This is a genomic window from Rhizobium sp. ZPR4 (assembly GCF_040215725.1).
GTDB lineage: Bacteria > Pseudomonadota > Alphaproteobacteria > Rhizobiales > Rhizobiaceae > Rhizobium > Rhizobium rhizogenes_D.
Map to the genome: position 1 here is coordinate 1763233 of NZ_CP157967.1, position 12533 is coordinate 1775765.

Below are 12533 nucleotides of genomic sequence, written 5' to 3' on the forward strand. Positions count from 1 at the left end.
GATTTCCCTTAGACCAGCGCTTCGATCGCCTTGCGAACGATCGTCTCGTCCATCTCGTGCAAGCCGATCACCACAAGTCGGGTCGCACGGGCTTCACCCGGTGTCCAGGCGCGATCGAAATAGGTATCGATGCGGCTGCCGACAGCCTGCAGCTGCAGGCGCATGGGCTTACCGGGAACATCGACGAAGCCCTTGAGGCGCAGCACGTCATGCTCGGCGATCACGCCCTTCAACGCATCGACAAAGGCTGCAGAGTCGGCAATCGGGCCGAGTTCGACGACGAAGCTATCGAATTCGTCGTGGTCGTGCGGCGTGCCGTCCTCATGCTCCAGCTCGTGATGCGATTTGCGGTTGACGATATCGTCTTCCGTGCCGATGCCGAGACCGAGCAGAACTGCGGCCGGCACGTCGCCGTTCTTCGCTTCGATGATCGTCGGCTTGCGGGCGGTGCGCGAGGCAACCTCGGCGCGGACACGGCCAAGCCCGTCGTCGTCGATCAGATCGGTCTTGTTGAGCACGATCAGATCGGCGCAAGTCAGCTGATCCTCGAAAAGCTCCTCGATCGGGCTTTCGTGATCGAGCGAGTCGTCCTCGACACGGCGGGCTTCCACAGCGTCGTGATCGTCGGCGAAACGCCCGGCGGCAACGGCAGCGCTATCGACCACGGTGATGACGCCATCGACGGTGACGTGGGTGCGAATGTCGGGCCAGTTGAAGGCGGCGACCAGCGGCTGCGGCAGCGCAAGACCGGAGGTTTCGATTACGATATGATCCGGACGCGCATCGCGCTCCAAAAGCTTCGTCATGGTCGGAATGAAATCGTCGGCGACGGTGCAGCAGATGCAGCCGTTGGTCAGCTCGATGATATCGTCTTCGGTGCAGTTCTCCGCGCCGCAGCCCTTCAGCACGTCCCCGTCGACGCCGAGATCGCCGAACTCGTTGATGATCAAAGCGATCTTCTTGCCGCCGGCATTCTGCAGGAGGTTGCGGATCATCGTCGTCTTGCCGGCTCCCAGGAAGCCGGTGATGACGGTGGCGGGAATCTTTTCCTGGTTCATATGGATCAACCCTTCATTTTCAGCGGCAGGCCCGCTGCGATAAAATAAACTTCGGCGCTCGCCGCCGCGACCATCTGGTGCAGGCGGCCGGCATGATCGCGAAATTCGCGCGCCATGCGATTTTCCGGCACGATGCCGAGACCAACTTCGTTGGATACGAAAACGAGCCGCGATCGTGCCCGTGGCAGAAATTCGGCGAGAGCGGCAAACTCCGCCGCCATGTCACGCTCCGCCATCATCAGATTGGTGACCCAGAGCGTCAGGCAGTCGACAAGCACGGCTCGCCCCTCGGCGTCGATGGCGGCGAGCCGCGCGACGAGGTCGATCGGCTCCTCATGCGTCTGCCAGAGATCGCCGCGGTCGGCACGATGTTGTGTAATGCGTTCGCGCATCTCATCGTCCCACGCCTGACCTGTCGCCACATAGTGACGCTCGAGGCCGGTATCCGAAACCAGAGATTCTGCGAATCTGGATTTGCCGGAACGCGCGCCACCGAGGACGAAAATGGCTCGGGAAATCGAAGACGACATGCGCTACGCCCGCTCCCACAGAAAAACGAGGGTTGGCAGCACGCAGCTGAAACCGGAAAACGGGCGCCTACACGCCGAAAACTCATCTTGTGCCACGACAACCTCCGTGCTGGCAGCGGAACTCTCGTCCCAGAACAGGCTCTGCGCCCGGCACGCATGGCAGGTCTCCTGGCTCACGGATAAGGCGCCGCGACGGGGGCAGACCGAAACCGGTCGCCCCCGATCGTGCGCCAGCGGGTCTTTCTCGCCTTCCCGGCAATCCATCATGAAAAGGCGGACGATTCGTAGAATGAGAGGCGTCCAGCCCCGGTTGATCATGATGCCACGCCAGTGGCTTTTTCGATTTGCGCCTGCCCCGCCCCGTTCGCCCCATGCGAATCATCGACGAAATAGACTTCAAACCGAACGAAAGACCCTGACCGCTCTACAGTCGCGGGGTCGGCTGTGATGAGGACGCCCGGATTGGGTCCGTCCCGTCACATTCCCTTTTCATCCCATGCGGCGGATCGCCGCTCAGGAACCATTCGTTATGCCGCAATGATTAGGCTTTCACTTAGTTCAAGTCAATCAAGGGCATGGATGCGACCTTAGCCATCCTGATTGCGAAATCAGCTGAAAATTCCCATTAAGCCAGCGGTTTTTTTGCCGTATTTCTTTGATGTTAGAAGTTTATAGAGGGTAAGCCCTCATATTCGAGCAAAACCGTAACGTTCGCTTCCCATGTTGCAGAAATTCCAACCGCGACGCCTCGGCGTCTTCTCGGCCCTATTCGATCTCGGTCGCTTCAGGGCATTGCTGCGCCGTGGCGAATTGGGCCTTGTTTTCGCCGGCGCGCTGGTGGGAATAGCGTCCGGCTGCGCCGTAACCGCGATGAGCTATATCTCGCGCAAGCTTCACAGCCTCATCTACGGCATAACCGACTACGAACGCTTGAGTTCGGCGGCAATGGCGATTCCCGACAAATCGGTGTTGTTCATCGCCCCGATCGCTGGCGGAATCATCCTCGGCATACTGCTCTATATATTGTCGCGCACGCGCAAGAAGCCGATGGTCGACCCGATCGAAGCCAATGCGCTGCATGGCGGCCGCATGTCGCTCACGGACAGCATCATCGTCGCGGTGCAGAACCTGATCTCGAACGGCTTTGGAGCCTCTGTCGGGCTTGAAGCAGGTTACACACAGATCGCCGCCGGCATTGCCTCGAAATTCGGCTACAAGATGCAGATGCGGCGCGCCGATCTACGCATGCTCGTCGGCTGCGGCGCGGCCGGCGCTATCGCCGCCGCCTTCAATGCGCCGCTCACCGGCGCCTTCTACGCCTTCGAGTTGATCATCGGCAGCTATTCCATCCTCACGCTGACGCCCGTCGTCGTCTCAGCACTGATTTCAACGATGATCGCAAGGCTGCTTGCGGGCGACGACTTCGCCATCGATATCGATCATTTCGGCGCGATCGTCCCGGCAGACTATCTTCCAGCCATCCTGCTCGGCGCCTTCTGCGCCGGTATCGGCATCCTGATCATGCAGGGCGTCGCCTGGGTCGAAGAGCTGGCACGCAAGAGCTCCATCGCGCCGCCCTTCCGGCCCGCACTGGGCGGCCTGGTCGTCGGAACACTGGCGCTGATCTCGCCGCAGGTTCTTTCGGCCGGCCATGGCGCACTGCATCTCAATCTGTCTACGGACGTGACGCTGGGCGCCTTGGTGGGTCTATTCCTGCTGAAATCGCTCGCCTCGGCGATATCGATCGGCTCCGGTTTCAGAGGTGGACTGTTCTTCGCCTCGCTGTTCATGGGCGCGCTGCTCGGCAAGATCTTCGCCTATTGCGCCCCCTATTTCGATCATGCGACGCTGACGCCGGTCGTCTATGCCGTGGTCGGCATGAGCTCGCTTGCCGTTGCAATCATCGGCGGGCCGCTGACAATGACCTTCCTGGCGCTTGAAATCACTGGGGACTTTCCGATCACCGCCCTGGTTCTGGCCGCCGTCATCACCTCGTCGCTGGTAGTGCGCACCACCTTCGGCTACTCCTTCGCCACATGGCGCTTCCATCTGCGCGGCGAAAGCATCCGCAGCGCCCACGACGTCGGCTGGATCCGCAATCTGACCGTCGCCCGAATGATGCGCCCCGATGTTCATACGGGCAGCATCGACATGAGCATCGAGGAATTCCGCAGGAATTTCCCGATCGGCTCGGCCCAGCGCGTCATCCTGATCGACAAGAACGAGAAATATTCCGGAATGGTTCTCGTGCCCGATATCTATGCGAGCCCGATCGAAAAGGACGACGAGGAACACGGGCTCGCCGATTTCATCCAGCTCCGCAACGAGTTCCTGCAGCCGCAGATGAACGCCAAGCAGGCCGCCGCCATGTTCGACCAGACCAAGAGTGAAGCGCTCGTCGTGGTCAACGACCTGATCGAACGCAAGGTCATCGGCCTGCTGACGGAGAGCTACACGCTGCGTCGCTACAGTGAAGAACTCGACCGCCGCCGCCGCGAAGTGTCGGGCGAACTCTAGGGCAACGCCAGGAAAAGTCCGCGGCGGTTTTCCGTCCGGAATTGCGAGGAAACAAAGAGCGGAAGCGGTTCAGGAATTCTGCGAAAAGCTAACCGTTCTAGCCCACAAGGCTGTCGAGCCAGGCGGGATCGAGTACGTCTTCCAGTTCCCTCGCAATGTCGTCCAGCGCCGCATCGACGCTGGCGCGATAATCCATCCGCTCGCCGGCCAGGCCGAAGCTCTCCAGCAGCCTCGCCCGATAGGCATCGCTGCCGAAGAGGCCATGAAGATACGTGCCCATGACGCGGCCGTCCGGCGATATCGCCCCATCGGGCCGACCGTCGATGACAGTCGAGGGTCGGTCGCAATCGGCGCCGCGCGTCACGCCGAGATGAATTTCATAGCCCGATAGCGGAACGTCATATTCTTTCGAGACAGCGAGGCTGTTGCGCACCGTCTTCTCCGGCGCCATTTCCGTCTCGATATCCAATAGGCCCAATCCCGGTGTCTCGGTGACCGATCCCTCAATGCCGAGCGGGTCATAGACTGTATGGCCAAGCATCTGATAGCCACCGCAAATGCCGATGACGCGACCGCCGCGGCGCATATGCGTGGCGATATCGCGATCCCATCCCTGCTCGCGCAGATCGAGGAGGTCACCGATCGTGGACTTGGAGCCAGGCAGCACCACAAGTCCCGCGTCGGCAGGCAGATGCTCGCCAGGCCTTACAAAGACGAGATCGACATCGGGCTCGGCCCGCAGCGGGTCGAGATCGTCGAAATTGGCGATGCGCGACAGCACGGGCACGGCGATCTTCAACGCGCCGGAGGAGCCGCGGGCAAGCCGCTCCAGCACGACGGAATCCTCGGCCGGCAGACGCGCCGCCGCCTTCAGCCACGGCACGATGCCATGACACTGCCAGCCCGTGAAGCCGCCAATCGCCTCTATGCCCTCACCGAACAGCGAGACATCGCCACGAAACTTGTTGATCAGATAGCCGCGGATCATCCGCCGGTCTTCCTCCGGCAGAATATGATATGTGCCGACCAGCGACGCGATCACGCCGCCACGGTCTATATCGCCGACGAGCACCACCGGAACATTGGCGCGTGTCGCAAAGCCCATATTGGCGATATCGCCGCGTCGTAGATTGATCTCGGCAGGCGAACCCGCTCCCTCGACCATGACGAGATCGGTTCCCGCCCGCATAGTGGCGAAGCTTTCGAGTACCGCACCAAGCAGCTGTGGCTTGAGCGCTTGATAGTCCCTGCCCTTGGCATGACCCCAGACCTTACCCTGCACGATGATCTGGCTGCCGGTTTCCGATTGCGGCTTCAACAGCACCGGATTCATGTGAACGGATGAGGGAACGCGCGCTGCCAGCGACTGCAGCCACTGCGCCCGTCCGATCTCGCCGCCATCTTCGGCAACGGCGGCATTGTTCGACATGTTCTGTGGCTTGAATGGGCGCACTCTCACGCCCTTGTTTGCGAACAGCCGGCACAGTCCCGCGACCAATACCGTTTTTCCGACATCGGAGCCGGTTCCCTGCAGCATGATCGCTCTTGTCATTCCCCACCACCTCGATACGCCACAGCCACTGAAAACGCTAGATTCCGCCTTGATTCTGCCGCGATTTCCAGCCGCCGGAAAGAGCGATCACGATACAAAAATACATCACCTTCAAACATGCTCTGTTTGCGACATCGGATGACGATTTCATCCATTGTGAGTTATCCGGAAGAGGATTATCTCCATCGCGAAATCACACAACGCAACCGGCCGGTCCGGGTCGGAGGATACCCCAATGCTCTTCATCTTCAACAGACAGAATTCCATTCAGATCGCTTGGAATGGCAAGCTTCCGGCCCACCGCCCGGAGAGCCGCCTGCAGCAGCTAGACACGCGCTTCGGCACGATCGGCTTCATCCGCACGTATAATGTCGGCTGATACCGCGTCAAGCCGCCAGCCCCATACATGAGAAGCCGCCATGCGACAGCATCGGCGGCTTTATTTTTGATCATTGTCGGGATCAGAATGGGTTGCCGCTTCCCGCACATCAAACTGTCTCAAAACGGCATCCTCTAAAGCGCGAAAACCGCGCGATCCGGAGATCAACGCGGTTTGCCAAAAACGCCGGCTTCCCTGCACAAACACCGCAAGGTTCGCTTTCCCCGGTACGCAATACCTGATCCAGGGAAGCAGCGGTATGTCCCCCGCCACGCATCGATTGATAAACCGACATCGTTACCGGAGGGTTATTAAGTGCTTAAATTAGAGTGAATCCGAAAATTTTTTGAAAATTTTCCCCTTTGCGTTGAGAAATCGCAAACGACGCAAATGGGATACAAAACGTCTTTCAGGGACGCGATATTCGAACGGTATTTAAATCCGTCTTGGCGGCAAAGCTTCACGGAAGCCATGCAATGCCTGTTTTGCAGCCGTGAATAGCAGAAAACAGGCTAATTCAGGCGCTTAATTGAGCTTCTCCAAGAGGCACGATAACTGCAGTTGGCCGACGGGCTGTTGATTTCTTCTTTCAAATCCTTACGCTGCCCTTTGTCGATGCAAAGAATGCCCGGCCGCGACAGAGTTCCGCGGTCGCAAAAAGACCAAATGCACGACGGCAGCAGAGGGGACCGTACGGGCGTCGTCAGCGGCGTATGAACGGTTGTAATTGAACCGCGCTGACAGGGGATCGACAGAAATCGAACGCGTTTGGAGTCGATTTCCGCAACGTAACGAAAAATTGGGAGACGATATCAATGAAGAAGCTTCTCGCTTCAGCCATTTTTGCATTCGGCGCCTATGCTTTGGCTGGCTCGGCGCACGCCGCGGATTGCGGCAGCGTATCCATCGCTGAAATGAACTGGGCATCGGCAGGTGTTGCCGCCCAGGTCGACAAGATCATCCTGCAAAACGGCTACGGCTGTAACGTCACTCTGGTGACCGGCGACACGCAGCCGACCTTTACCTCCATGGACGAAAAGGGCCAGCCTGACGTCGCGCCCGAGCTTTGGGTCAATGCCGTGCGCACCGCGCTCGACAAGGCCGTATCCGAAGGCCGTTTGATCGAGGCGGCACCGCTCTTGAGCGATGGCGGTGTCGAAGGCTGGTGGATTCCGAAATTCCTCGCCGATGCCCATCCGGATATCAAGACCGTTCAGGACGCGCTGAAGCATCCGGAACTCTTCCCTGCCCCGGAAGATTCTTCCAAGGGCGCGGTATATAACTGCCCGGCCGGCTGGAACTGCCAGATTTCGACCGCCAATCTCTACAAGGCCCTCGGCGCCGACAAGCTCGGCTTCACGCTGGTCGACACGGGTTCTGCCGCAGGTCTCGATGGCTCGATCGCCAACGCCTTCGAAAAGAAGACCGGCTGGCTCGGCTACTATTGGGCACCGACCGCCATCCTCGGCAAGTACGACATGGTGCGCCTGAGCTTCAACGTGCCGCACGACAAGAAGGAATGGGACGCCTGCACCGCGATCCAGGACTGCGCCAATCCGAAGGTGAACTCCTATCCGGTTTCGGATGTCTATACCGTCGTGACCAAGGACTTTGCGGCAAAGGCCGGCATTGCGATGGACTATATGAAGACCCGCAAGTGGGATAACGCCACCGTCGGCAAGGTTCTCGCCTGGATGACCGACAATCAGGGTACCAACGAGGACGGCGCCAAGTATTTCCTCAAGACCTACCCCGACATGTGGACCAAGTGGGTTGCTCCGGACGTTGCCACCAAGGTCAAGGCTTCGCTCTAATCCATGCTGCAGAATCGGCGGCAGGCGCATGCCTGCCGCCGATTTCACATTCGCGCGCCACAACCGGTATGACGCTCATACCGACAGAGCGACATGGCGCAAGGTCGCAACGAGTGCAGATTGATGGCGGCGAATGTAGTAAGAATTCAGGGGCAGCCTGAAGAACCGGTCGCAGCGCTGCAAAGCCATCCGCAAGTGAAGGCCACACGGGCGGAGCGGGACAGAACCGGACTAAGAAGGGGAAATACATGGCTATTCAGTGTACGATCCTGCCGAATGTGCTCTGCAACTTTCCGGCAATAGACGAGTCGATCATACGTCTCGCACGCAAGAACATCGATGATGGTTTCAGGGCGTCCGTGCGCGCCTACGGCAATCTCATTGACGCCATCGTCCAACCGCTGCAATGGTTTCTGAACTATCTCGAATGGGTTTTCACCAACACGCCGTGGTTCATCATACTCATCGCTATGATGCTCGTCGTCTATGCCGCCAGCCGCAATCTGAAGATTGTCGCCGGCACTGCGATCTCCATGATCCTCATCGGCGTCTTCGGCCTCTGGACCGACACGATGGTCACGCTTGCCATGGTGACAGTCTGTACGCTCATCGCCATCGTCATCGGCCTGCCGATCGGCATCCTGATGGCGCGCTCTGACCGGCTGCAGTCGATCGTCAACCCGATCCTCGACGTCATGCAGACCATGCCGAGCTTCGTCTATCTCATTCCCGTCGTCGTCATCTTCGGCATCGGCAAGGTGCCGGGCCTCATCGCCGTCGTCATCTATGCCGTCCCACCGATGATCCGCCTGACCAATCTCGGCATCCGCCTGGTGGATAAGGAGGTGCTGGAAGCCGCCGACGCCTTTGGTTCGTCGCATCGCCAGAAATTGTTCAACGTGCAGATCCCGCTTGCGCTGCCCACCATCATGGCCGGCATCAACCAAACCATCATGATGTCGCTCGCCATGGTGGTCGTCGCCTCGATGGTCGGCGTCGGCGGGCTCGGCAAGAACACGCTGCAGGCGATCAACAACCAGTTCTTCACCGTCGGCTTCCTCAACGGTTTTGCTCTGGTCGCCATCGCCATCATTTTCGACCGCACGAGCCAAGCCTATGGCAGACGGCTCCAGAAGCACTCGGAGGTCATTCATGGCTAGTCACGCGATCCAGATTAAAAGCCTCTACAAGATCTTCGGCCCGCGCGGGCGCGACTATGTGGACCAGGTCAAGAACGGCCTAGGCAAGGCCGAACTCAACGAGACGCACGGCCATGTGCTCGGCCTGCAGGATATCAGCATCGACATGCCGGCCGGCGCCATCACCGTCGTCATGGGCCTCTCCGGCTCCGGCAAGTCGACGCTGATCCGCCATATCAACCGGCTGATCGAGCCGACTGTCGGCGAGGTGCTCTATGACGGCGTCGACGTCTGCAAGATGAGCGAAAACGACCTGCGCGAATTCCGTCGCCACAAGACGGCGATGGTGTTCCAGAAGTTCGCGCTTCTGCCGCATCGCACCGTGATCGAAAACACGATCTACGGCCTGGATATTCAGGGCGTGCCGCGCTCCGAAAGCGAGAAGAAGGGCCAGTACTGGATCGAACGTGTCGGGCTCAAGGGCTTCGAAAGGCACTTTCCGAACCAGCTTTCCGGCGGCATGCAGCAGCGCGTCGGCCTTGCCCGCGCGCTGACCAACGATGCCGATATCCTGCTGATGGACGAAGCCTATTCGGCGCTCGATCCCCTGATCCGCGTGGATATGCAGACTGTCCTGCTCGATCTGCAGAAGGAACTGAAGAAAACCGTCGTCTTCATCACCCACGATCTCGACGAGGCGCTGCGCCTTGGCGACAAGATCGCCATCCTGCGCGACGGCAAGGTCGTGCAGCAGGGCACCGGCCAGCAGATCGTGCTGCAGCCGGCCGACGACTATATCACCGCCTTCGTCAAGGAGGTGAACCGCGGTCGCGTCATCCAGGCGCAGACGATCATGAAGCCGCTTGCCGGCGAGCCAAGCGGCACGCGCGTTCCCGGCGACATGACACTGGAAGTCGCCGCCAAGCAGATCACCGAGGCCGGCCAGACAGGCGCAGTCGTCACCGATGCGGGCGGCAAGCCTATCGGCACGATTGACCTGCAAAGCATCATCGCCGCCATGGTGACGCCGACAACGCACGAAACGGCGCAGATGGCCGCGGCCTGAAAGCATCCTTCATTCGACAAAGGAAAGCGCCCCACCGGGGCGCTTTTTTCTGCCGCTATTGCCGCACCCACACATGGCGGCTATCTTGTCGTTGTGTTCACATAAAGAAATGTTTATATCTGCATTTGATATCCGAACATCCGACGTATCCGAGGACACGCCATGACCGTCGCCAACAATCCCCTGACCGATCTCCTTGCCGAAAAGGGCGTGCTGCTTGCCGACGGCGCAACAGGCACCAACCTCTTCGCCATGGGCCTGGAGGCCGGCGAAGCGCCGGAACTCTGGAACGAACAGCACCCGGACCGGATCACGAAGCTGCATCAGGATTTCGTCGATGCCGGCGCCGATATCATCCTCACCAACACTTTCGGCGGCACCCGTCATCGCCTGAAGCTTCACCACGCGCAGGATCGCGTGCACAGCCTCAACAAGACGGCAGCCGAGATCGCTCGCGCCGTAGCCGACAAGGCCGACCGCAAGGTCATCGTCGGTGGCTCGGTAGGACCGACGGGCGAGCTGCTGATGCCGCTTGGCGCCCTGACCTATGAAGACGCCGTCGCCGCTTTCGTCGAGCAGATGGAAGGCCTGCAGGCCGGCGGCGCCGATGTCGCCTGGATCGAGACCATGTCGTCGCCGGAAGAAATCCGTGCTGCTGCCGAGGCCGCCGCCAAGGTCGGCCTGCCCTACACCTATACCGGCTCGTTCGACACCGCCGGCAAGACCATGATGGGCCTGCATCCGAAGGACATTCATGCCGTCGCCACAGATATCGGCACAGGCCCGCTCGCGGTCGGCGCCAATTGCGGCGTCGGCGCCTCGGACATCCTCTCCAGCCTTCTCGACATGACCGAGGCGGATGCGTCCGCAATCGTTATCGTCAAGGGCAACTGCGGCATTCCGGAGTATCGCGGCGCCGAAATCCATTATTCCGGCACGCCGCCACTAATGGCCGATTATGCCCGCCTTGCCCGCGATGCCGGCGCCAAGATCATTGGCGGCTGCTGCGGCACCTCCTGCGGCCATCTGGCTGCAATGCGACAGGCACTGGACAGCTATGTGCCCGGCCCTCGCCCGACGCTGGAAACGATCGTCGAAAAGATCGGCCCCTTGCGCAACAAGACCGCCAACGAGGGCGGCGCGGCTCCCGCTCGCGAACGCCGCAGACGGTCCTAAGGACAAAAAAGAAAGCCCGGTCACCGGGCTTTCTTTTTATCATTCAATTGCTTCCACAGAGATTTCCGCCCGGCACCATCTTCAAAGCATGCCGAAAGCGAGCCTGCGCAAGCCGCCCGCTATTTCTCGCCGCCGATCGCGCGTCCCTCGACAAAATGCGGGACGACGCGACTGTCGAAAGCCTTCAAGGCCGCGCCTATGGCTTGATGCATGTCGAGATAGCGATAGGTGCCGAGCCGCCCGCCGAAATGGACATTGGTCTCCGCCTCCGCCCGCTCGCGGTAGCGCAGGAAGACTTCTTTGTCCTGCCGCGTGTCGATCGGATAATAGGGCTCGTCAGCGCGCTTGGCCGAACGCGAATATTCACGCACGACGACGGTCTTTTCGTTCTGATAGCTGCGCTCGGGATTGAAGTGGCGAAACTCCAGGATACGCGTGTACGGGATCGTCTCGTCGGCATAGTTCATGACCGCCATCCCCTGGAAATCGCCGGTATTCAGCGTCTCTTTCTCAAAATCGATCGTACGCCACCCCAGCTCGCCTTCGGAATAATCGAAATAGCGATCGATCGGGCCGGTATAGATGATGGGAAGATCAGCCGGCAGCGAGGATTTCAGCGAAAAGAAATCGACACCGAGAGCGATCTGGATCTTCGGATGCTTCAGCATCCTGTCGAAGATCGCCGTATAGCCGTCGACAGGCAAACCCTCGTACTTGTCGTTGAAGTAACGGTTGTCGAAGGTGTAGCGGACCGGCAGGCGCGTGATGATGTGTTCGGGCAGATCGCGCGGGTCCGTCTGCCACTGCTTGGCGGTATAGCCGCGGATGAACGCCTCGTACAAAGGCCGGCCGATCAGCGAAATCGCCTTCTCCTCCAGATTGGCTGGATGACGATCCGCCATCTCGGCCGCCTGCTCGGCAATCAATGCCCTTGCATCAGCCGGAGAAAGGCGCCGGTTGAAGAACTGAGAGATCGTGCCAAGATTGATCGGCATCGAATAGACCTGGTCGCGATAAGTCGAATAGACGCGGTGCTTGTAGTCGGTGAAGGCCGTGAACCTGTTGAGATAGGTCCAGACCACCTCGTTCGGCGTATGGAAGAGATGCGCGCCGTAGCGGTGAACCTCGATACCGGTCTCGCCGTCGAACTCACTATAGGCATTACCGCCGATATGGCTTCGCCGGTCGATCAGAAGCACATTCTTCTGCAGCTCGTTCGCCACCCGCTCGGCAATCGTCGCGCCATAAAACCCAGCGCCGACGATCAATAAATCTACCTTGGAAAAATCAATCATGCTCTAA

The 12533-nt window shown here is 59.7% G+C and carries 11 protein-coding genes and 1 riboswitch; of the genes, 6 read left to right on the forward strand and 5 right to left on the reverse strand.

The features are described 5' to 3' along the window. Positions 1-8 precede the first annotated feature (8 nt). Together cobW and cobU are read right to left on the reverse strand one after the other, a co-directional pair. Positions 9-1058 carry a cobalamin biosynthesis protein CobW gene (cobW, locus tag ABOK31_RS08690; protein WP_349958545.1) on the reverse strand — a complete coding sequence of 350 codons (1050 nt, stop codon included), beginning with the start codon at positions 1056-1058 and terminating at the stop codon, positions 9-11. Positions 1059-1063: 5 nt separating this feature from the next. After that, the gene (cobU, locus tag ABOK31_RS08695; RefSeq protein ID WP_174179680.1) at positions 1064-1588 is read right to left on the reverse strand and encodes a bifunctional adenosylcobinamide kinase/adenosylcobinamide-phosphate guanylyltransferase; all 525 of its coding nucleotides are present in this window, start codon (positions 1586-1588) and stop codon (positions 1064-1066) included. A gap of 140 nt (positions 1589-1728) precedes the next feature. Further along, positions 1729-2128, reverse strand: a riboswitch (cobalamin riboswitch). Positions 2129-2308: 180 nt separating this feature from the next. On the opposite strand from cobU, the gene ABOK31_RS08700 reads away from it, so the two are divergent. Continuing rightward, the gene (locus tag ABOK31_RS08700; protein ID WP_174179682.1) at positions 2309-4105 is read left to right on the forward strand and encodes a chloride channel protein; all 1797 of its coding nucleotides are present in this window, start codon (positions 2309-2311) and stop codon (positions 4103-4105) included. A 97-nt stretch (positions 4106-4202) separates the two neighbouring features. Here ABOK31_RS08700 and ABOK31_RS08705 read toward each other — a convergent pair whose 3' ends face one another. Together ABOK31_RS08705 and ABOK31_RS08710 are read right to left on the reverse strand one after the other, a co-directional pair. Beyond that, positions 4203-5657 carry a cobyric acid synthase gene (locus ABOK31_RS08705; protein WP_349958548.1) on the reverse strand — a complete coding sequence of 485 codons (1455 nt, stop codon included), beginning with the start codon at positions 5655-5657 and terminating at the stop codon, positions 4203-4205. Next, positions 5654-5812 (reverse strand): hypothetical protein, encoded by a 159-nt coding sequence (locus ABOK31_RS08710; RefSeq protein ID WP_349958550.1) that lies wholly within the window; start codon positions 5810-5812, stop codon positions 5654-5656. The genes ABOK31_RS08705 and ABOK31_RS08710 overlap by 4 nt, the downstream gene beginning before the upstream one ends. An 80-nt stretch (positions 5813-5892) precedes the next feature. On the opposite strand from ABOK31_RS08710, the gene ABOK31_RS08715 reads away from it, so the two are divergent. The 5 genes from ABOK31_RS08715 to bmt all read left to right on the forward strand — a co-directional run bounded on the left by ABOK31_RS08715 (position 5893) and on the right by bmt (position 11231). Further along, positions 5893-6036, forward strand: a complete 144-nt coding sequence (locus ABOK31_RS08715; protein ID WP_174179686.1) for a hypothetical protein — start codon at positions 5893-5895, stop codon at positions 6034-6036. An 815-nt stretch (positions 6037-6851) separates the two neighbouring features. After that, positions 6852-7850, forward strand: coding sequence for an ABC transporter substrate-binding protein (locus ABOK31_RS08720; protein ID WP_174179688.1), 999 nt, complete (start codon positions 6852-6854; stop codon positions 7848-7850). A gap of 248 nt (positions 7851-8098) precedes the next feature. After that, entirely contained in the window at positions 8099-9010 is a 912-nt protein-coding gene (locus ABOK31_RS08725; protein WP_174179690.1) for a proline/glycine betaine ABC transporter permease, read from the forward strand. After that, positions 9003-10055 (forward strand): glycine betaine/L-proline ABC transporter ATP-binding protein, encoded by a 1053-nt coding sequence (locus tag ABOK31_RS08730; RefSeq protein ID WP_174179692.1) that lies wholly within the window; start codon positions 9003-9005, stop codon positions 10053-10055. The genes ABOK31_RS08725 and ABOK31_RS08730 overlap by 8 nt, the downstream gene beginning before the upstream one ends. Before the next feature lie 162 nt (positions 10056-10217). Further along, positions 10218-11231 (forward strand): betaine--homocysteine S-methyltransferase, encoded by a 1014-nt coding sequence (gene bmt, locus ABOK31_RS08735; RefSeq protein WP_174179694.1) that lies wholly within the window; start codon positions 10218-10220, stop codon positions 11229-11231. Between the two features lie 119 nt (positions 11232-11350). Here bmt and glf read toward each other — a convergent pair whose 3' ends face one another. Next, a complete protein-coding gene (glf, locus tag ABOK31_RS08740) occupies positions 11351-12526 on the reverse strand; it encodes a UDP-galactopyranose mutase (protein ID WP_349958552.1) in 1176 nt (391 codons plus the stop codon). Between the last annotated feature and the right edge of the window lie 7 nt (positions 12527-12533).